We start from the raw sequence: 20,760 nt of genomic DNA, 5'->3' as shown, positions 1-20,760 counted from the left end.
GGTGTCGAAGATGATGCTCATGTCCATGTGGCTGCCCTCCGTGTTTTGCCTGGAGGGATACCACATGCTGGAGGGTGTGCAAGATAAAATGTCAATATATTTCAGGAAGAAAAGCCAGATGTGTAACCAATTCCGTACGGCATGGCTCCATCAAAGTAGGGAGTCGTTGAGTTGACTGACTGCTGTATTTATCCCTACTAGATTCGAGTTGTCAGTCTTTCGTGAGTGACAACCAGCCAAAGCGAGGAAGCGCCTTGAAAGTTCTCATCATAGCAGATGATGAACACGAGGTCCAATCTGTTCGGCATTTTCTCATCGGCCACGGGCATCTTGTTCAAGTCACGAGTCACGGCAGGCATTTAGAGCATGTCGAATCCTTCAGTCCAGACGTGCTTCTCATGGATATTTTCCGTCACAAAAAGTCACCGCTTCAAGTCATCCATGATGTAAAGGCAGTTTCAAGTGCCTTGCGAGTGGTCGCCATGGACAGCTCCAAGAAGTATCGGATGGGATTTTACAGAGACGCTGCGTTGTCGATGGGTGCGGACGCTGCGCTCATGAGCCCCGTTGAGCCGTGCCGGTTGCTTGAAGCACTTGGCCCATGCCCTTCTCCCCGTCACGAGGTGGAGCGTGTTTCAATGCCACCAGCACCGACTTCACGGGCTGGCGTTAGTCCTCCGGCACCGTGGCGACCGGCAGCGCGGACACTTCACCTGCACGCGGACGATGCTCCCCCCGGAGAAGGAGCCGCTGACAGCACGGGCAGCGCCGCCCCACATCGCCTGTAACCGGTTCGCTCCCAGGCGGGACTGTCCCGTAAACGCTGCCGGACACACCACGAGAGGTACGGACCATGAAGAGAGCCATCACCCTGCTGACCGAGGCCGCCGTCTACGGATACATCGCCACCGCCCTGGCCCTGACGGCCTTGGAAGGTTTCTATTGAGTCGCCCGGCCGGGCGCGGGCACGGGTTCCCTTCGTAGGCGGATCAGGCTATGAAAGGGCGGCCGCCCGCCGGGCGGCGGCCCCCGGGCCTTCCCCCGCGACCCGGCCCCGCGCCGGACGCCCCGCTCCCACGGGGACACACCAAGGAGACCGCTCCATGCCGCGTCCGTTCGAGCACCTCACCCAGATGTTCCAAGCGGCCCTGGACAGGGTCGATCCCTACAAGATGATCGTGAACCACGTGCGCCTGGAGGGCTCCAGGCTTCTGGTTTCGTTCGAGGACGAGCGCCACGAGGTGGACCTGGACCGCTTCGAGCGCGTGCTCGTGCTGGGCGCGGGCAAGGCCTCGGCGCGCATGGGCAAGGCCCTGGAGGACATCCTGGGCGACAGGATCCACTCCGGGCTCCTCTCCGTGAAATACGGCCACGCCGAGCCCCTGAAGCACATCGAGGTGGTGGAGTCGGGCCATCCCACCCCTGATGAGCAGGGCGTGGGCGCGGCCCAGCGCATCGCGGACCTGGTGCGCGCCGCCGACGCCAAGACCCTGGTGCTCAACCTCGTCTCGGGCGGCGGCTCCGCCCTGCTGCCCTGCCCTATCTCCCTGGACCTCCCCGAAGGCCCCCTGCGCCTCACCCTGGAGGACAAGCAGAACATGACCCGGGCGCTCCTGGCCTGCGGGGCGGACATCGGCGAGATCAACTGCATCCGCAAACACATCTCCGCCGTGAAGGGCGGCAGGCTCCTCAAGCTCATGGCCCCGGCGCGCAGCCTCAACTTCATCCTCTCCGACGTGGTGGGCGACCGCCTGGACACCATCGCCTCGGGCCTCACAAGCCACGACGAGACCACTTTCGAAGAGGCCATGGCCATCATCGAGAAGTACCAGCTCCAGGACAAGGCCCCGGCCAACGTGCTGCGCACCCTGGAGCTGGGCGTGCAGGGCCGCATCGAGGAGACCACCAAGCCCGGCGACCCGGCCACGGAACTGGCCTCCAACATCCTCATCGGCTCCAACCAGGCGGCGCTCACCGCGGCCTGCGAGACTGCCCGCTCCCTGGGCTACAACACGGCCGCCCTCACCTGCGCCCTCACCGGCGAATCGCGCGAGGCGGCCAAGTTTCTCTGGGGCATCGCCAAGGATGTGCGCAAGACCGAGCTGCTTGTGAAAAAGCCCGCCTGCATCATCGCCGGAGGCGAGACCGTGGTCACCCTCAAGGGCGAGGGCAAGGGCGGGCGCAACCAGGAGATGGCCCTGGCCTTCCTGGCCGAGCTGGCCCGCGACGAGCTCAAGGGGGCCGACATCTTCTTCCTCTCCGCCTCCACCGACGGCACCGACGGCCCCACCGACGCCGCCGGGGCCTTCGCCTCGGCGGAGCTGGTGGAAATGGCCCACGCGGCCGGACTCTCCATCAACGCCTCGCTGCGCGACAACGACTCCTACCACTTCTTCGAGCGCATCGGGCGCCTGCTCAAGACAGGCCCCACCATGACCAACGTCTGCGACCTGCACATGGTGATCGTTTCGCCCTAGCCGGCCCGCCCCGCACGCCCGCGCGCCGGGACGCCATGGCGTCCTGGCGCGCTTTCCTTTCCGTCGTCCTCCTCCGCCGACCGCCCCCCTCTTGCGGGCGGGACGGTTTCGGGGCATTTTCCAAACATGGCAAACCCCGGCGCTCCCGCACGCTCGCGGCGCGGCAAGCCCCCCTTCGACGAGGGGGACGCCCTGCGCAGTCTCGGCAAGGGCCTCTTCACCGTGGACCGCGACCTGCGGCCCGTCTCCGCCAACCCCAGCGCGGCCCGCATCCTGGGCCTGGAGTCGCCCCCGGGCCAGACGCCGCCGGAGCTGCTGCCCCTCTTGCGCGACTGCCTGGAGGAAGAACGCCGCACCTCCCGCGTCCTGGAGGCCGGGGAACGCCGCCTGGCGGCCCAGGCCTGGCCCATCGTGCGCGACGGGGCCATCGTGGGCGCGGCCCTGCTCCTGGACGACGCCCTGCCAGAGGGCTCGCTGCCCGTGCCTGAGATCCAGCTGCGGGCCGTGCTCGATTCGGTCTCCGAGGGCATCTGGATCTGCGACGGCAGCGGCGTGATCCTGGACATCAACCGGGAATCCCAGCGGCTCAACTCCGTGGAGGCCTCCGACTACGTGGGCCGCAGCATCCGCTGCATCCTGGACGAAGGCCTAGTGGACCACTCGGTCACCCTGGACGTGTTGCGCCACAGGCGCCAGTCCAGCATCATCCAGCGCATCACCAAGACGGGCAAGCAGCTCCTGGTGACGGGCTCGCCGGTGTTCGGCCCGGACGGAACCATCGCCATGGTGGTGGTCAACGAGCGCGACGTCACGGAACTCAACGCCCTGCGCGAGGGGCTTCAGAACGCGCGCAAGGTGGAGGAGCGCTACCGCCACGAGATCGCGGAGCTCTCCATGCTGGAGCTGCGCCAGAAGGACGTGGTGGCCGAGAGCCCCTCCATGCGCCACTGCCTGCACGCGCTTTTGAAACTCGCGCACATGGACGCCTCGCGCATCCTCATCCTGGGGGAATCCGGCACGGGCAAGGGGCTCCTGGCCAAGTTCGTGCACCAGCACAGCCCCCGGGCCAAGAAGCCCTTCATCCCCATCAACTGCCCGGCCGTGCCGGAGAACCTCTTCGAGGCCGAACTCTTCGGCTACGAGAAGGGGGCCTTCACCGGGGCGCTCAAGCAGGGCAAGGCCGGGCTCATCGAGCTGGCCCGGGGCGGCACCCTTTTCCTGGACGAGGTGGGCGACATCCCGCTCTCGGTGCAGGCCAAGCTCCTCAAATACCTGGACGACCACGAGCTGCGCCGCCTGGGCGGGGCGGAGTCCAAGGTGGTGGAGTGCGGGGTGGTGGCCGCCACCAACTGCGACCTGGAGCGCCTGGTGGACCAGAAACGCTTCCGCAAGGACCTCTTCTTCCGGCTCAACACCTTCATCGTGCGCATCGCGCCGCTGCGGGAGCGCCGGGAGGACATCTTCGGGCTGGCGGAGTTCTACCTGGCGGCCTGCAACGCGCGCTACGCCAAGGCCAAGCGGCTCACGCCCAAGGCCATGCGCCTGCTGGAGGCCCACGACTATCCGGGCAACGTGCGCGAGCTGGTGGGCATCATCCAGAAGGCCTTCGTGATGAGCGAGGGCGACGACCTCACCGAGGCCGTGCAGGAGGCCCTGGGACCGGGAGGCGGCGCACTGGGAGAGGCCCAGCCGCGCGGTCTCGCCGAGTCTGCGGACCAGGCCAGTGCGCGGGCGCTGCGCCAGGCGGCCGCGCGCTGCCGCACCACCCGGGAGATGGCGACGCTTCTGGGGGTGAGCCAGTCCACGGTGGTGCGCAAGCTGGCCCGGTACGGCATCAAACCCGGCCGATTCATTTCTGAATCATGACCGGGCTTCAATAACGAATCAGACGGACTGGAACTTGAAGATCAAGTGTCAGTGCCTGCGAGCCCTTGTCGTGCATGGCGGACGCGGTGGGCCTCCTGCTCCGGGCCGAGGCAAATTGAAATGGAAATTGTCAATTTCGTTAAAGATATTTGATTCATTTGTGCATCGTTTATAACTATTCGGTTTTTTGCATTTTTTTGATATACTTGATTCATGCTCGCATCATTTGGCCTTGGTTCTGTTTGGAGTTTGTATAGTAACAGCTCGTAAGCAAACGCTTTATTGTCTCTCGCGCATCCTGGCTTGCTTCTTGCTCATCCAGCTTGGCTTTTTCGTCAACGGCGGGGCACGAGCCCGACCCATCAACCCCGTGCGAGAGGACACCCTGTGGCACAACACACCGACAAGACCCAAGAGCTCCTGGCACTGCGCGACCGCTACGTCCCCAAAGGTCCCTTCAACGTAACCCGCTTCCTGGCCGCCAAAGCCTCCGGCGCCGTGATCACCGACATGGACGGGCGCGAACTCATCGACTTCGCGGGCGGCATCGGCGTGGTCAACGTGGGCCACTGCCATCCCAAGGTTTCCGCCGCCGTGAAGGACCAGGCCGACAAGTACATCCACACCTGTTTCCACATCGTGATGTACGAGCCCTACATCCGCCTGGCCGAGAAGCTCTGCACCCTGGCCCCCGGGGATTTCGAGAAGATGGCCATCCTGGCCAACTCCGGGGCCGAGGCCGTGGAGAACGCGGTGAAGATCGCGCGCAGCCACACCAAGCGCCAGGGCGTGATCGTCTTCGAGGGCGGCTTCCACGGGCGCACTCTGCTCACCATGAGCATGACCAGCAAGGTGAAGCCCTACAAGTTCGGCTTTGGTCCCTTCGCCCCCGAAGTCTATCGCATGCCCTACGCCTACTGCTACCGCTGCCCCATAGGCCTCGACCGCAAGACCTGCGACGCGGCCTGCGCGGACCTCCTGAACGATTTCTTCATCGGGCACGCCGCCGCCGAGTCCGTCGCCTGCCTGGTGGCCGAACCCGTTCTGGGCGAGGGCGGCTTCGTCACCCCGCCCACCCGCTACTTCGAGAAGCTCTCGGCCATCTGCCGCGCCAACGGCATCGTCTACGTGGCCGACGAGGTGCAGACCGGCTTCGGACGCACCGGCGAATACTTCGCCATGACCCACCACGGCGTGGCGGCGGATCTGGTCACCGTGGCCAAGTCCATGGGCGGCGGCATGCCCATCTCCGGCGTGGTGGGACGCGCCGAGATCATGGACGCGCCCCAGATCGGGGGCACCGGCGGCACCTACGGCGGCAACCCCGTCTCCTGCCGCGCGGCCCTGGCCGTTCTGGAGGTCTTCGAGGAGGAAAAACTCCTGGAGCGCGCCCGCACACTGGGGGCCACCCTCCAGGCCCGCTTCGCGCAGTGGATGGAGCGCTACGAGATCATCGGCGAGGAACGCGGCCTGGGGCCAATGCGCGCCCTGGAACTGGTGACCGACCGCGAAAAGAAGACCCCGGCCATGGCCCAGGCCAAGGCGCTGGTGAAATACTGCGTGGACAGGGGGCTTCTGCTCCTCTCCTGCGGCACACACGGCAACGTCATCAGGACGCTCATGCCCCTGGTGATCACCGACGAGCAGCTCGAACGCGGCCTGGCCATCCTGGAAGAGGGCTTCCAGGAGATCGCCAAGGGCCGCCTGTAGGCGCTCCCCCAAAGGCTAAGGAACCAGGCAAACGCGCGACAACCCACAACGAAGGGAGTTGAGCATGAACACGGCGTCTTTCGGCAGAAAACTCACCGGACTCCTCGCGGCGGCGCTCCTCACCGCCGGTCTCTCCACCCAGGCCCTGGCCCAGAAGAGCATCAAGATCGGCAACGTCGAACCCCTCTCCGGCCCCTCGGCCTCGGTGGGCGTGCAGGGCAAGCAGGCCCGCGAGATGGCCATCGAGGAAATCAACGCCGCAGGCGGCATCAAGAGCCTGGGCGGAGCCAAGCTGGAGCTGGTCTACGCCGACTCCAAGAGCGACCCCACCGTGGGCGTCTCCGAGACCGAGCGCCTGATCAACACCGAAAAGGTGAACATCATGACCGGCTGCTGGAACTCGGCCGTCACCTACCCCGCCACCCAGACCGCCGAGCGCTACGGCATCCCCTTCGTGGTTCCCGTTGCCGTGCGCGACACCATCACCGAGCGCGGCTTCAAGTATGTCTTCCGCATCGCCGCCAAGGACTCCTGGTGGGTGCGCGACCAGTTCCGCTTCCTCAAGGACATCCAGGAGGAAACCGGCCAGAAGATGAAGACCATCGCCTTCGTCTTCGAGAACGGCGACTGGGGCACCGGCTTTGCCGAGAAGTGGCGCGACCTGGCCAAGAAGGAAGGCTACCAGATCGTCCTGGACGAGCCCTACCCCTCCACCGCCACCGACCTCACCCCCGTCGTCACCAAGCTCAAGAGCGCCAACCCCGACGTGGTGATGCTCGTCTCCAACGCCTCCGACGCCATCCTGCTCACCAACACCATGGCCGAGATGAAGGTGAAGCCCAAGGCCATCATCGCCTCCGGCGGCGGCCATGCCGACCCCAAGTTCCTTGAGAACGTGGCCAAGAACGGCCTCTACCTCTTCGACGAGGTGGAGTGGAACACCGACGTGAACAAGCCCGGCGCCAAGGCCACCAACGAGAAGTTCAAGAAGAAGTACGGCTACGACCTCACCGGCGAGTCCGTTGACGCCTACGCCGCCATGTACGTGATCGCCGACGCCCTGGAACGCGCCGCCTCCACCGACCCCAAGAAGGTCCGCGACGCCCTGGCCGCCACCAAGCTCACCACCGGCCCGGCCATGATCGTCTCCTACGACGGCGTGGAGTTCGACGAGAACGGCCAGAACAAGAACGCCGGCATCGTCATCGTCCAGGTGGCCGAGGTGGACGGCAAGCTCGACCGCGTCACCGTGTGGCCCAAGGCCGCCCGCCGCGCCGGGTACACCCCGGTGTTCCCCGCCAACAAGTAGCCCGTCCGTTCAACGCCCCCCGGGTCGCCCGCGCGCCCCGGGGGGCATCACTCCCGGAGACGACCAATGACCGCTGTGATCCAAGCGGTGCTCAACGGCGCCATGATGGGGGCCATGTACGGGCTTACGGCCCTGGGCCTCACCCTGATCTTCGGGGTGATGAAGGTGGTGAACTTCGCCCACGGCTCCCTGCTCATGGTGGGCATGTTCAGCGCCTACTGGCTGATCAAGCTCACGGGCATGCACCCCTATCTGGCGCTCCTCGTGGTGCCCCCCCTGCTCTATTTCTTCGGCTATTTCATGCAGGACCTGCTCATCAAGCCCGTGTTCCGGGCCGAGCGCCAGGTCCGCGAACCGCTCACGGTGATCATCGTCACCACGGGCGTCTGGTACGTGCTGGACAACCTGGCCCTCATGCTCTTCGGCGCGGAATACCGCACCGTGCGCACGGCCATCACCGGCACGAGCTTCACCCTGGGAGACATCATCGTCTCCATCCCCAAATTTTCGGGCTTCGTGATCTCCATCCTCACGGCCGTGGGGCTGGCGCTCTTCATGAAGAAGACCCGCACCGGCAAGGCCCTCCAGGCCACCAGCCTGGACCGCGAGGCCGCCAACCTCATGGGCATCGACCAGTACCGCATCTACAACCACGCCTTCGGCATCGGCACGGCCATCGCGGGCATCGCCGGATGCGTGATCATCCCCTTCTACTACGTCTACCCCTCCGTGGGCGTGGTCTTCGACATCCGGGCCTTCATCATCGTGGTGCTGGGCGGCCTGGGCAGCATTCAGGGGGCCATGATCGGCGGCGTGATCGTGGGGCTCATCGAGTCGGTGTTCTCCCAGTTCATGCCCTCCACCTGGACCGAGGCCATCATCTACGCCATCTTCCTGGTGATCCTCTTCGTGAAACCTTCCGGCTTATTCGGCCACAAACAGGACTGGTAGGAGGTGACCATCGTGAGCCGGAAACAACTGGACGCAATCCTCCTGGTCCTGGCCGCCCTGGTCAGCTTCGGGCTGCCCCTGGTGGTGCAGAGCCCCACGTACCTGCAGATCCTCATTCTGCTCTTCTTCTACGCCTACCTCACCACGGCCTGGAACCTGGTGGGCGGTTTCGCGGGCGTTCTGCCCATGGGCCACGCCGTGTTCGTGGGCATCGGGGCCTACACCTCCACGGTGCTTACGCTGCAATACGGCATCTCTCCCTGGATCGGCATGCTCGTGGGCGGGGTGATCGCCGCGCTGGTGGGGGTGCTCATCGGCAAGCCCACCTTCCGCATGCGCGGGGCCTACTTCGCTCTGTGCACCATCGCCTTCGCGGAAGGATTCCGCGTGATGATCGAGAACATCGACATGCTGGGGCCCATCAAGTTGAACGGCCCCCGGGGGCTGCTCATCCCCCTCAAGGGCGACTCCTTCTGGAACTACCAGTTCATGCACAAGGAGCCCTACTACTACATCATCCTGGTGATGCTCGTGCTGGTGCTGGCCCTCACGTGGTTCATCTCGCGCTCGCGCATGGGCTACTACCTGGCCGCGGGCGGCGAGGAGCCCGAGGCCGCCGAGGCCCTGGGCATCAACGTGGCGCGCTACAAGCTCATGGCCATGGCCCTGAGCTCGTTCCTCACGGCCCTGGCGGGCACGTTCTACGCCCAGCTCATGCTTTATTTCTACCCCAAGGGGCTCCTGGGCCTGGACCTCTCCTTCGAGATCGCCTTCATCGCCCTCATCGGCGGGCGCGGCACCATCGCCGGTCCGCTCATCGGCGCGCTGGCCCTGCGGCCCCTGAACGAGTTCACCCGCATCTACCTCTCGGACCAGCTCCCGGGCCTGCATCTGGTGATCTTCGGAACCATCCTGATCCTCGTCATGCTCTACCAGCCCAAGGGGCTCACCCCCACCCTGGCCAGGCTCTACGACAGGCTGGCCGCCAAGATCACCAAGCCCGAAGCCGCCGGGCAGGGAGGCGCGCGATGAACATCCTGGACGTCAAGGGAGTCACCAAGCGGTTCGGCGGCCTCACCGCCGTGCACGATCTGGACCTGCACATCGCCACCGGAGAGATCCTGGGCCTCATCGGACCCAACGGCGCGGGCAAGTCCACCCTGTTCAACTGCGTGGCCGGGGTTTTCCCGCCCACCCAGGGGGATATCCTCTTCAACGGCACCTCCATCGCGGGCAAGAAACCCTGGGACCTCTGCGACATGGGCCTGGCCCGCACCTTCCAGATCGTGAAGCCCTTCGGCGCCAAGACCGTGCTCTACAACGTGATGGTGGGGGCCTTCCTGCGCGAACGCTCCACCGCCCGAGCCCGCGACCGCGCCATGCACGTCCTGGAGACCCTGCTCCTGGACCACCGCGCCCACCAGCTGGCGGGAAACCTGACCATCGCGGACCGCAAGCGCCTGGAGATCGCCAAGGCCCTGGCCACGGACCCCAAGCTCCTGCTCCTGGACGAGGTGATGGCCGGGCTGCGCCCCACCGAGGTGGACGACATGATCGCCATCATCAAGACGCTGCGCGACAAGGGCGTCACGGTGTTCGTCATCGAGCACATCATGCGCGCCGTGATGGCACTTTCCGACCGTGTTGTGGTCATCCAGTTCGGGGAGAAGATCGCCGAGGGCAAGCCCGAGGACGTGACCCGCGACGAGAACGTCATCAAGGCCTATCTCGGGAGGGAATATGACGCTGCTTAAGGTGGAAAACATCGACGTCTTCTACGGAGACGTGCAGGTGGTCCACGATCTCTCCCTGGAGGTGCACGAGGGCGAGGTGGTGTCCATCATCGGGGGCAACGGCGCGGGCAAGTCCACGCTGCTCAAGGCCCTTTCGGGGCTCGTTCCCCCGCGCGCCGGGGCCATCACCTTCCGGGGCGAGCGCATCGAGGCCATGCCGCCGGAGAAGATCGTGGAAAAGGGCATCGTTCACGTGCCCGAGGGCCGCAGGCTCTTCTCGCTCATGAGCGTGGCCGACAACCTGGAGATCGGGGCCTACAACAAGCGCGCCTTCAAACTGCGCGACAAGACCCTGCGCCAGGTCTACGACCTGCTCCCACGCCTCCTGGAACGGCGCGAACAGATGGCCATGACCCTCTCGGGCGGCGAACAGCAGATGGTGGCCATCGGCCGGGGACTCATGGCCCTGCCGGGGCTGCTCATGCTGGACGAACCCTCCCTGGGCCTGGCCCCCATCCTGGTGAAGTCCATCTTCGAGACCCTGCGCAGGATCGCCGACACGGGCACCACCGTGCTCCTGGTGGAGCAGGACGTGCACCACTCGCTCAGCCTTTCCGACCGGGGCTACGTGCTGGAGCACGGCCGCGTGGCCCTGGAAGGCGCGGCCAAGGAACTCATCGACAACAAGCACATCAAGTCGGCCTACCTGGGCATGTAGGAGCGAGCATGCACGGATTCCACAACCGTATCCTCACCGTGGACCTCACCCGGCGCACCTTCGCCGTGGAACCCGCGAGCGACGAGGTGCTGGAGGCCGGATTGGGCGGAAAGGGACTGGCCACCCGCCTGCTCCTGGAGCGCAACCCCGCCGGGGCCGACCCCCTGGGCCCGGAAAACCGCCTGATCTTCGCGGCCGGGCCCTTCTGCGGCGGAACGGCCTGGGGCGGCAGCCGCTACGGCGTGTTCACCAAGTCGCCCCTCACGGGCTTCTACGCCGAGTCCTACTCGGGCGGGCGCACCCCCGAGGCCCTGGACGCCGCCGGTTTCGACGCCGTGGTCCTGGAGGGCGCGGCCGACGCGCCCCTGGCCCTGCGCATCCATCCCGAGGGCTGCGAGTTCCACGACGCCTCCGGCCTCTGGGGCATGGATGTCTACCAGACCGAAGAGGCCGCCCTGGAACGCTTCGCCCTGCCCGGCCGCGAGCACGGCAGGCCCGGGGCCGTGGTCATCGGCCCGGCCGGGGAGCGGCTGGTGCGTTTCGCCATGATCGCCAACGACAAGTGGCGCTGCGCCGGCCGCGCGGGCGTGGGCGCGGTGATGGGCTCCAAGCGGCTGAAGGCCGTGGTCTTCCAGGGCGACCGCAAGCGCGAGCCCTTCGACGCCAAGGGGCTTCGCGCCTACTCCGCCGCCTTCGCCAAGGCGGGCGTGGAGAACAAGGGCGTGAAGGCCTACCGCGCCCAGGGCACCACCATGATGGTGGCCCTCATGAACACTGTGGGCGCGTTCCCGGCCAAATACTGGAGCCAGGGCAACTGCGCCCACTGGGAGAAGATCTCCGGCGAGACCTTCCACAAGGAGCACGACGTCACGCCCCACGCCTGCCTGAAGTGCTTCATGGCCTGCGGACGCATGGCCACCCTGCGCTCCGGCCGCCACGCCGGGCTCACCCTGGAGGGCCCGGAGTACGAGACCATCTACGCCTTCGGCGGCCTCTGCATGATCGAGGACATGGGCGAGGTGGTCTACCTGAACGACCTCTGCGACCGCCTGGGCATGGACACCATCACCGCCGGAAACCTCTGCGCCCTGGCCATGGAGGCCAACGCCCAGGGACGCGGCTTCACGGACATCGCCTACGGCGACGCCCAGGCCGCCGCGCGCCTGATCGAGGACATGGCGGCGGGGCGCGGCGCGGGCGAGGTGCTCTCCCAGGGCATCGTGCCCGCCGCCCGGCACTGGGGCCTGGAAGACCTGGCCATCCACGTGAAGGGCATGGAGCCCCCGGGATACGATCCCCGAGTGCTCAAGGGCATGGGCCTGGCCTACGCCACCTCGGACCGGGGGGCCTGCCACCTGCGCACCACCTTCTACAAGCCCGAGCTGGCCGGATTCATTCCCGCCGACGCCATCGAGGGCAAGGCCGAAATGCTCGTGGACTACGAGGACCGGTTGACCATCTTCGACACCCTGATCCTCTGCCGCTTCTTCCGCGACCTCTACACCTGGGAGGAGCTGGAAAAGATCATCCCCCTGGTCACCGGCCTGGATGCCTCCAAGGAGGCCCTGCGGCGTCGCGCGGCCTACGTTTCGGACCTGACGCGAACCTTCAACCTGCGCGAGGGCCTCACCCCCGCCGACGACCGGCTGCCCAGGCGACTCCACAAAGAGGCCCTGCCGGACGGCCGCGCGCTGAAGGAAGAAGAGCTCGACTACATGCTCAAGGACTACTACCGCCACCGCGGCTGGTCTGCCGAGGGGAGGCCTGGAGCTGTCCTGTAGCATCACCCGGATTGTCTCTGAATCCGTGTTGCATTGCCTTTGTGTCGCTCTGGCTGCATGTCGCGCATCTGAAACACACCGCAGGAGGATGAGATGGAAGCGTTGATGGCCCTCGTTACAAGCCAGGACCCGCACGAGAAGGAATTCCATCAGGCGGTCAGCGAAGTCTTCGAGTCCATCAAGCCGCTTTTGGACATGCGCCCGGAGTACCGCAAGGCGAAGATCCTGGAACGGCTGGTCCAGCCTGAGCGGGTGATGATGTTCCGCGTCACCTGGGAGGACGACGCCGGGGAAGTCCACGTGAACCGGGGCTACCGCGTCCAGATGAACAGTGCCATCGGTCCCTACAAGGGGGGGCTGCGCTTCCACCCCTCCGTGAACCTCGGCATTTTGAAGTTCCTGGCCTTCGAGCAGGTGTTCAAGAACGCCTTGACCACGCTGCCCATGGGCGGGGGCAAGGGCGGCTCCGACTTCGACCCCAAGGGCAAGTCGGATTCCGAGGTGATGCGCTTCTGCCAGGCCTTCATGGCGGAACTCTGGCGGCACATCGGCCAGTTCATCGACGTGCCCGCCGGGGACATCGGCGTGGGCGCGCGCGAAATCGGCTATCTCTACGGCATGTACAAGAAGCTGGCCAACGAGTTCTCGGGCGTGCTCACGGGCAAGAGCCTGAACTGGGGCGGCAGCCTCATCCGCCCCGAGGCCACGGGCTACGGCTGCGTCTACTTCAGCGCCGAGATGCTGGCCTCCAGGAACGACACCCTGGAGGGCAAGGTCTGCCTGGTGTCGGGCTCCGGCAACGTGGCCCAGTACACCGTGGAAAAACTCCTGGACCTGGGAGCCAGGCCCGTGACCCTCTCGGACTCCTCCGGATACATCTACGACGAGGCGGGCATCGACCGGGAGAAGCTCGCGTTCGTCAAGCAGCTCAAGAACATCCGGCGCGGACGCATCGAGGAGTACGCCCAGAAGTATCCCACGGCGGTCTACACGGCCTGCGAGGCCAACCGCACCTGCGATCCCCTCTGGAACCACAAGGCCGACTGCGCCTTTCCATCGGCCACCCAGAACGAGATCAACGGAACCGACGCCCAGAACCTGGTGAACAACGGGGTGAAGGTGGTGGCGGAAGGGGCCAACATGCCCACCACCCCCGCCGGGGTGAACCTCTTCCTCCAGGAGCGCATCCTCTACGGCCCGGGCAAGGCGGCCAACGCGGGCGGCGTGTCCGTGTCCGGGCTGGAAATGTCGCAGAACAGCATGCGCATCGCCTGGCCCCGCGAAGAAGTGGACGACAGGCTGCGCATGATCATGAAGAGCATCCACCGCACCTGCGCCGACGCGGCCCAGGCCGCCGGAGTGCCGGGCAACTACGTGACGGGGGCCAACATCGCGGGGTTCAGGAAGGTGGTGGAGGCCATGCTGGACCAGGGCCTGGTTTAGAAACCGGAAAGCAGCCGGACGCCGGACGCGGAACGTCCGGCCCGGCCGGGACGGGCGGTGAGGGCATGAAACTCGACGAGCGCGAACTGTCTCGCGTGGCCGTGCTCGACTTCAGGGCCTTCCTGGAGCTCATGGCCAACAAGGTCAACGAGATCCTTCTCGTTTCCAGCAGTTACGACGCCTTCATCATCGAAGAGGACGTGACGCTGGCCTCGCGCATCGTCTCGGAATACAGCGGCCTGAGCCTCTCGCAGCCTCCGCGCGTCACCCGCACCTCCTCCGCGCTCCACGCGCTGGACCTGCTGGCCGGGAAGAAGTTCGACCTGGTCATCACCATGCCGCACCTTGAGGACATGGACGCCGCCCGCTTCGGCGAGCGGGTGAAGCGCCTCCACCCAGCCCTGCCCGTCTACCTGCTGGCGCATGGCCTGCGCTCCCTGCGCACGGCGGACGAGAACGCCGACCTGCCGGGCATCGACAAGGTGTTCATCTGGTCCGGCAACGCCGACCTGTTGCTCTCCATCATCAAGAGCACCGAGGACGTGCTCAACGTGCAGCACGACACCCGGCGCGCCCACGTCTGCGTGCTCATCCTGGTGGAGGATTCGCCGCTCTACTACTCCCGGCTCCTGCCCGTCTTCTACAAGCAGATCGTCCGCCAGATCCAGAACGTGCTCGAATGCGGGGTCAACGAGGAGGAGCGCCTGCTCATCATGCGCACCCGGCCCAAGATCCTGCTGGCGCGCACGTTCGAGGAGGCCGCCAGTCTCTACGAGACCTACAGGGAAAACCTGCTCGGGGTGATCTCGGACACCCGCTTCCCCAAGGACGGCAGGCTCCACCGCGAGGCCGGGGTGGAGCTGCTCTCCCGCGTGCGCCGGGAGATGCCCCACCTGCCGCTCCTGCTCATGAGCTCCGAAAGCTCCAACGGCCACAAGGCGCGGGGCATACCGGCCGCGTTCCTGGACAAGAACTCCCCCGGGCTCGTGGAGGAGGTGCAGGATTTCTTTCTGGAGCGCCTGGGCTTCGGGGAATTCGTGTTCAGGACGCCCGACGGGGCCGTGGCGGGCAGGGCGGACAGGCTGCGCACCCTGGAGGAGCAGCTCGCGGTGATCCCGGAGGAGTCTCTGCTCCTGCACATCGACAAGAAGGACTTGGCCAACTGGGTGATGATGCGCTCCGAGATCCCGCTGGCCACCGCCATCCGGGCGCTCCGGCCGGAGCTCTTCCAGAACGTGCGGGAGTTGCGCGGCTACCTCATCGGGCTCATCCATTTCGTGCGCAAGTGGCGGCAAAAGGGCGTGGTGGCGGGCTTCAACCGCAAGGATTTCAAGCAGGACCTCCTGAGCATCGCCAAGATCGGGAGCGGATCGCTGGGCGGCAAGGCGCGGGGCCTGGCCTTCATGTCCTCGGTGCTGGGCGAGAACGGGGCGCTTGTGGAGCGCTTCCCGGAGTGTTCCGTGGAGGTGCCGCAGACCGTGGTGCTGGCCACCGACGTGTTCGAGGAGTTCTTGGCCCTGAACGGGCTGCGCCGCCTGGCTGGGGACGGTTTCTCCGATGCGGAGGTGGCCGAGGCCTTCCGCAAGGGCAAGATGCCCCCGGCCATCGTCAAGGACCTGGGCAAATTCCTCGAGGAGGTGGGCTACCCCCTGGCGGTGCGCTCCTCCAGCCTCCTGGAGGACGCCCAGTTCCAGCCCTACGCCGGGCTCTACGACACGGTGATGCTCCCCAACGACCATCCCGACGCGGACGAGCGCCTCGGGCAGCTTCTGGACGCCATCAAGCAGGTCTACGCCTCCACCTGGTTCCAGAGCCCCAAGGCCTTCGCCAGGAGCACCGCCGGACACGCCCAGGACGAGGCCATGGCCGTGGCCGTCCAGCAGATCGCGGGGGAGCGCCACGGCGACCATTTCTATCCGTCCATCGCGGGCGTGGCCCAGTCCCACAACTACTACCCCGTCTCGCGCATGCGCCCCGGGGACGGCATCGCCCACATGGTCATCGGCTTCGGCAAGCCCGTGGTGGAGGGCGGCGTCTCCTTCCGATTCTCGCCCCGGCACCCGAAGATACTGCCCCAGTACGCCTCCGTGGCGGACATGCTCGCCAACACCCAGCGGGAGTTCCTGTCGCTTCGCCTGGGCGGTGCGGAGAGGGCCGCGAATCCCGGCGAGGACGTGCGCCTTGAGCGCAGGAACATCCACGACGCCCTGGGCGACTACCCTGTCATGGCCTGCACGAGCGCCTACGACCCGGCCGACAACCGCATCCGGGACTCCTTCGAGGCTTCTGGCCCCCGGGTCGCCATGTTCTCGCGGGTCGTCCAGCACGGGCTGCCGCCACTGCCGGAACTGCTTTCCAGCCTCCTGGAGCTGTTCCGCAAGAAGGCCGGCTGCGAGGTGGAACTGGAGTTCGCGGTGAACCTCAGGCGGGAGAACCCGCGCGGCTGCGCCTTCTACCTGCTCCAGGTGCGGCCCATGGCCATCGACACGGACCGCTTCGACGCCGAGATCACCCCGGAGGAGCGCGCGGGCGCGTTCCTCTGCTCCCGGCTCGCGCTGGGAAGCGGCAGGCGCGACGACATCAGGGACATCGTGTTCGTGAAGCCCGAGGCTTTCGATCCGGCGGATACGGCGTCCATCGCGGAGGAGATCGGCGCGGTGAACGCCGCGCTCTCCGCCGAGCGGCGTCCCTACCTGCTCATCGGTCCCGGCCGTTGGGGCACCTCGGACCGCTGGCTGGGCATCCCGGTGCAGTGGCGGCACATCTCCGGGGTGGGGGCCATCGTGGAATGCCGGAACGCGCTGATCAAGGCCGACCCCTCGCAAGGGACGCACTTTTTCCAGAACATCACTTCACTGGGCATCCCCTACGTGACCGTGAGCGACGGCACGGAGGACCGCCTCGACTGGCGGCGGATTGAGTCCCTTCCCGTGCTGGGCGAGGGCAGGCGCCTCAAGCACGTGCACGCCCGGCAGGGGGTGACCATCAAGATCGACAGCAGGCGCTCCGCGTGCGTGATGACCCTCGGAACGCCTGAATGAACGGATACTGACGAGGACGAAACGCCGGATATCCCGGCCATGCACACGCCTTCACAAAGGAGTCATATATGCTTGTCGGAGACTGGATGCTCAAGGACGTCACCACCGTCACGGAAGACGTCTCCATGGTCAAGGCCGGACGCATCATGCAGCAGCGTGGCATCCGTCGCCTGCCCGTGGTGGATTCCGACGGCCACCTGATCGGCATCGTGACCGAGCGCGACATCAAGGCCGCCTCCCCCTCCAAGGCCACCTCCCTGGACATCTACGACATGACCCGCCTGCTCTCCGAGATCAAGGTGCGCGACATCATGACGAAGAAGCCCCTCACCATCCGCCCGGACGACTCCGTGGCCCGCGCCGCCGCCATCATGCGCGACAACAAGGTGGGCGGCCTGCCCGTGGTGGACGGCTACGACGCGGTGGTGGGCATCATCACCGCCACGGACATCTTCAGGCTCTTCACCATGATCAGCGGCGTGGACCAGGGAGGCGTCCATCTGGCCGCCGTGCTGCCCGTGGAGAAGGGACACCTCAAGCAGCTCATCGACGACCTGCGCGCCCAGGACGCCAAGATCGTCAGCATCCTGTCGCACCTGGACCAGGGTGACGAATCCAAGCGCAGGGTGTACATCCGCCTGCGCTCCATGACCGAGGCCGAGGACTACCGCCTGCGCGACCACATCAAGGCCAGGCACCAGCTGCTCTACTGGGTGAGGGACTGACGAGACGGGGGCCGGCCCACGGGTCGGCCCCGCTTCGAGGCCAGCCGGAGCGTGACAGGTCCGGGCGTTTCAATTCTACCAACACTTTCAACACGAGGTCTGACACTTCAAAAGCTTTGAGATCATCTTTAAAAACAGCTTTCTGTTTTCAGGGTAAAGACACGAGGTCTTGCGGCGCATCCGGGATACGGCGAGACGGACTGCCCGCCTGCCGCACCATTCAACCCCTGAAGATTGGCAGACTTCAGGGGCCACGGAGTTCAACCATGAGACCTGAAGACCTGAGACTTTGGAAAAACCTCTGCTACATCGACGGCCAATGGACACCGGCCTTGGAAGGCGGCGTTCTGGAAGTGTCCAACCCGGCCACCGGCGAGACGCTGGGCACCGTGCCCCGTTGCGGGGTCAAGGAAACCTCCCTGGCCATCTCCTCGGCGGCGCGCGCCATGACCGCCTGGCAGGCGCTCAGCCCCCTGGAGCGGGGCGAACCCCTCCACGCGCTGCACCGCCTCATCAAGGAGAACATCGACGAACTGGCCGCCATCCTCACCCTGGAACAGGGCAAGCCCCTGGCCGAGGCCAGGGGGGAAATACTCCAGGGAGCGTCCTACTTCCCCTGGTTCGCCGAGGAGGCCCGCAGGCTCTACGGCCGCGTGATCCCCTCCCCGGCCCCCGGCAAGCGCCCCCTGACCATGTCGCGCCCCGTGGGCGTGACGGGCATCATCACCCCCTGGAACTTCCCCTTCGCCATGATCCCCCGCAAGGCCGCCCCGGCACTGGCCGCTGGCTGCACCGTGGTGGTCAAACCCGCCTCGGCAACGCCCTACTCCGCCCTGGCCCTGGCCGCCCTGGCCGAAGAGGCGGGCATCCCGGCGGGCGTGTTCAACGTGGTCACGGGCAGCGCCTCGGCCATCGGCGGCGAACTCACGGGGGACCCGCGCGTGCGCAAAATCTCCTTCACCGGCTCCACCGAAGTGGGCAAGAAGCTCATGGCCCAGTGCGCCGCCACCGTGAAGCGCGTCTCCCTGGAACTGGGCGGCAACGCCCCCTTCATCGTCTTCGACGATGCCGACATGGACAAGGCCGCCGAGGGCGCGCTCATCTCCAAGTTCCGCAATTCGGGCCAGACCTGCATCTGCGCCAACCGCCTGCTCGTGCAGGAGAGCGCCCTCAATGCCTTCGTGGAGCGCTTCCAGGCCAGGGTGGCCGTCCTCAAATCCGGCAGCGGGCTGATCCCCGGCGTCACCCAGGGGCCGCTCATCGACCGGGCCGCAGTGGAACACGTCCAGGCCCTGGTGGACGACGCCCTGGTCCACGGCGCGCGGCTGCTGGCTGGCGGGAAACCCCACGCCCTGGGCGGGCTCTTCTACGAGCCCACCCTGCTCGCGGGCGTCACCCCCTCCATGCGCGTCTACCGCGAGGAAATCTTCGGCCCCGTCGCGCCCATCGTCACCTTCGCCACCGAAAAACAGGCCGTGGAAATGGCCAACGACACCGACGTGGGCCTGGCCTCCTACCTCTTTACCCACGACCTGGGCCGCGCATGGCGCGTGAGCGAGGCCCTGGAATACGGCATGGTGGGCGTCAACGAGGTGATCCTGGCCATGGCCGAGGCCCCCTTCGGCGGCGTCAAGGAGTCCGGCATGGGCCGCGAAGGCGGTCAGGAAGGCATCCAGGACTACCTGGACACCAAATACGTGCTCATGGGCATCGGCGTCTGATCCGATCCCATACTCCTCTCCGGGGGCGGGACGCGCGAGCGTCCCGCTCCCATTCCTTTTCGGGCTTCATTAGGTCTGGCGTTTTCGGCGGACCCGGCTATAAATTGGCTCCTGAATCCCCGAACCCCAACAACGGAGCCCCTCCATGACCGCTACCGGATGGTTCGCCGGCTGCCTGCTCGCGGCCCTGTGCTGCTGCCTGGGCGCGACTCCCGCCCGCTGCGCCCAGCCCCTGCTGGGCAAGGCCGACGTGGGCGCGATCAAGGCCTTCGTCCTCTCCGACGGATACCGCGAAATGGACGCCAAGCTCCTGCTCGCCGACACCCCCGACAAGCAGGAAGCCGTCAAGGCCGCCTACCCCGACGGCAAGACCTTGAACTCCCTCAACGTCCTGCTCTTCAAAAGCGGCGACCGCGTGGTGCTGGTGGACACCGGCGGCGGCAAGATCCTCGGCCCCGGCGCTGGCGGGCTGCCCAAAGCCATGGACGAGGCGGGCGTGAAGCCCGAAGCCGTCACGGACATCGTGCTCACCCACCTGCACCGCGACCACACCGGCGGACTGGGCCTGGACGGCAAGGCCGCCTATCCCAACGCCACTGTCTACCTCTCCAAAGCGGAATACGACTACTGGCTCAACCCCGACAACGAAGCCAAGGCCCCCGAACGCGCCCGCTCCACCTTCACCACCGCCCGCGAGATGCTGGCACTCTACCCCGGCAAGGTGCAAACCTTCGAGCCCGGCAAGGAACTGCTCCCCGGCGCAACCCCCCTCGCCGCCTACGGGCACACCCCGGGGCACATCGCCCTGCTCCTCTCCTCCAACGGGCAGAACCTGCTCTTCTTCGCAGACCTGCTCCACGCCATGGGACTGCAACTCCCTCGGCCAGACATCGCCATCGCCTTCGATACAGACCCAGCCCAGGCCGTCCAGGCCCGCAAGGCCCTGCTGGAGCGCGCGGCCAAGGAAGGCTGGACCGTCACCGGCGTGCACGTCCCCGGACCCGAAACCTACAAGATCAAAGCCTCGGGACAAGGATTCGAACTGGTCAAATAGACGCCGTGCGCTGGCGCGGTCGCGGAAGTGAACTCCGGCGGTCAGGGCTTCGCCCAGGCCCCCGGCAGGGCTCTGCCCTGGACCCGCTGGAGAGGGCGCCGCCCTCTCTGCACTCTCCCGTATATGGCCCCGCCCCGGACCCCGGCAATTGCTTCGCGTCGCCGGGAGGAGCGGCAGGGCGGTCGGAGAATATGCCTCCGGCGGGCAAAGGGCTACGCCCTCTGCACTCCC

14 protein-coding genes are annotated in these 20,760 nt (G+C 66.3%); all 14 read left to right on the top strand.

The features are described 5' to 3' along the window. Window positions 1-1,103: 1,103 nt before the first annotated feature. The 14 genes from NNJEOMEG_RS19965 to NNJEOMEG_RS19900 all read left to right on the top strand — a co-directional run bounded on the left by NNJEOMEG_RS19965 (window position 1,104) and on the right by NNJEOMEG_RS19900 (window position 20,529). Entirely contained in the window at window positions 1,104-2,477 is a 1,374-nt protein-coding gene (locus NNJEOMEG_RS19965; protein ID WP_173087242.1) for a glycerate kinase type-2 family protein, read from the top strand. A gap of 126 nt (window positions 2,478-2,603) precedes the next feature. Then, the gene (locus NNJEOMEG_RS19960) at window positions 2,604-4,343 is read left to right on the top strand and encodes a sigma 54-interacting transcriptional regulator (protein ID WP_173087241.1); all 1,740 of its coding nucleotides are present in this window, start codon (window positions 2,604-2,606) and stop codon (window positions 4,341-4,343) included. 387 nt (window positions 4,344-4,730) lie between these two features. Beyond that, window positions 4,731-6,053, top strand: a complete 1,323-nt coding sequence (gene gabT / locus NNJEOMEG_RS19955) for a 4-aminobutyrate--2-oxoglutarate transaminase (protein WP_173087240.1) — start codon at window positions 4,731-4,733, stop codon at window positions 6,051-6,053. A 64-nt stretch (window positions 6,054-6,117) separates the two neighbouring features. After that, window positions 6,118-7,362 carry an ABC transporter substrate-binding protein gene (locus NNJEOMEG_RS19950; RefSeq protein WP_173087239.1) on the top strand — a complete coding sequence of 415 codons (1,245 nt, stop codon included), beginning with the start codon at window positions 6,118-6,120 and terminating at the stop codon, window positions 7,360-7,362. 66 nt (window positions 7,363-7,428) lie between these two features. After that, window positions 7,429-8,313, top strand: a complete 885-nt coding sequence (locus tag NNJEOMEG_RS19945) for a branched-chain amino acid ABC transporter permease (RefSeq protein WP_173087238.1) — start codon at window positions 7,429-7,431, stop codon at window positions 8,311-8,313. A 12-nt stretch (window positions 8,314-8,325) separates the two neighbouring features. After that, entirely contained in the window at window positions 8,326-9,345 is a 1,020-nt protein-coding gene (locus tag NNJEOMEG_RS19940) for a branched-chain amino acid ABC transporter permease (RefSeq protein ID WP_173087237.1), read from the top strand. Then, window positions 9,342-10,067 (top strand): ABC transporter ATP-binding protein, encoded by a 726-nt coding sequence (locus NNJEOMEG_RS19935; protein WP_173087236.1) that lies wholly within the window; start codon window positions 9,342-9,344, stop codon window positions 10,065-10,067. Before NNJEOMEG_RS19940 ends, NNJEOMEG_RS19935 begins: the two co-directional genes overlap by 4 nt. Continuing rightward, on the top strand, window positions 10,054-10,764 hold the full coding sequence (locus NNJEOMEG_RS19930; RefSeq protein ID WP_173087235.1) for an ABC transporter ATP-binding protein: 711 nt from the start codon (window positions 10,054-10,056) through the stop codon (window positions 10,762-10,764). The genes NNJEOMEG_RS19935 and NNJEOMEG_RS19930 overlap by 14 nt, the downstream gene beginning before the upstream one ends. Window positions 10,765-10,772: 8 nt before the next feature. After that, on the top strand, window positions 10,773-12,545 hold the full coding sequence (locus NNJEOMEG_RS19925; RefSeq protein WP_173087234.1) for an aldehyde ferredoxin oxidoreductase family protein: 1,773 nt from the start codon (window positions 10,773-10,775) through the stop codon (window positions 12,543-12,545). Window positions 12,546-12,638: 93 nt separating this feature from the next. Next, window positions 12,639-13,988: an NADP-specific glutamate dehydrogenase gene (gene gdhA, locus NNJEOMEG_RS19920; protein ID WP_173087233.1), complete on the top strand. Its 1,350-nt coding sequence runs from the start codon at window positions 12,639-12,641 to the stop codon at window positions 13,986-13,988. Between the two features lie 65 nt (window positions 13,989-14,053). After that, entirely contained in the window at window positions 14,054-17,029 is a 2,976-nt protein-coding gene (locus NNJEOMEG_RS19915; protein ID WP_173087232.1) for a PEP/pyruvate-binding domain-containing protein, read from the top strand. Between the two features lie 68 nt (window positions 17,030-17,097). Then, a complete protein-coding gene (locus NNJEOMEG_RS19910; protein WP_173087231.1) occupies window positions 17,098-17,754 on the top strand; it encodes a CBS and ACT domain-containing protein in 657 nt (218 codons plus the stop codon). Between the two features lie 266 nt (window positions 17,755-18,020). After that, on the top strand, window positions 18,021-19,475 hold the full coding sequence (locus NNJEOMEG_RS19905; protein ID WP_173087230.1) for an NAD-dependent succinate-semialdehyde dehydrogenase: 1,455 nt from the start codon (window positions 18,021-18,023) through the stop codon (window positions 19,473-19,475). 145 nt (window positions 19,476-19,620) lie between these two features. Next, on the top strand, window positions 19,621-20,529 hold the full coding sequence (locus NNJEOMEG_RS19900; protein ID WP_173087229.1) for an MBL fold metallo-hydrolase: 909 nt from the start codon (window positions 19,621-19,623) through the stop codon (window positions 20,527-20,529). The last annotated feature ends 231 nt before the right edge of the window (window positions 20,530-20,760 follow it).

Origin of the sequence: Fundidesulfovibrio magnetotacticus (genome assembly GCF_013019105.1) — a bacterium.
Lineage (GTDB): Bacteria > Desulfobacterota > Desulfovibrionia > Desulfovibrionales > Desulfovibrionaceae > Fundidesulfovibrio > Fundidesulfovibrio magnetotacticus.
The sequence above is the reverse complement of the archived record's forward strand: the minus strand, read 5'-3'. Positions and strand labels throughout refer to the sequence as shown.

Coding starts and splice junctions, on each gene's coding strand:
- NNJEOMEG_RS19965 (WP_173087242.1), top strand. CDS start 1,104: ATGCCGCGTCCGTTCGAGCACCTCACCCAGATGTTCCAAGCGGCCCTG.
- NNJEOMEG_RS19900 (WP_173087229.1), top strand. CDS start 19,621: ATGACCGCTACCGGATGGTTCGCCGGCTGCCTGCTCGCGGCCCTGTGC.
- NNJEOMEG_RS19905 (WP_173087230.1), top strand. CDS start 18,021: ATGAGACCTGAAGACCTGAGACTTTGGAAAAACCTCTGCTACATCGAC.
- NNJEOMEG_RS19935 (WP_173087236.1), top strand. CDS start 9,342: ATGAACATCCTGGACGTCAAGGGAGTCACCAAGCGGTTCGGCGGCCTC.
- NNJEOMEG_RS19930 (WP_173087235.1), top strand. CDS start 10,054: ATGACGCTGCTTAAGGTGGAAAACATCGACGTCTTCTACGGAGACGTG.
- NNJEOMEG_RS19945 (WP_173087238.1), top strand. CDS start 7,429: ATGACCGCTGTGATCCAAGCGGTGCTCAACGGCGCCATGATGGGGGCC.
- gdhA (WP_173087233.1), top strand. CDS start 12,639: ATGGAAGCGTTGATGGCCCTCGTTACAAGCCAGGACCCGCACGAGAAG.
- NNJEOMEG_RS19960 (WP_173087241.1), top strand. CDS start 2,604: ATGGCAAACCCCGGCGCTCCCGCACGCTCGCGGCGCGGCAAGCCCCCC.
- NNJEOMEG_RS19910 (WP_173087231.1), top strand. CDS start 17,098: ATGCTTGTCGGAGACTGGATGCTCAAGGACGTCACCACCGTCACGGAA.
- NNJEOMEG_RS19915 (WP_173087232.1), top strand. CDS start 14,054: ATGAAACTCGACGAGCGCGAACTGTCTCGCGTGGCCGTGCTCGACTTC.
- NNJEOMEG_RS19950 (WP_173087239.1), top strand. CDS start 6,118: ATGAACACGGCGTCTTTCGGCAGAAAACTCACCGGACTCCTCGCGGCG.
- NNJEOMEG_RS19925 (WP_173087234.1), top strand. CDS start 10,773: ATGCACGGATTCCACAACCGTATCCTCACCGTGGACCTCACCCGGCGC.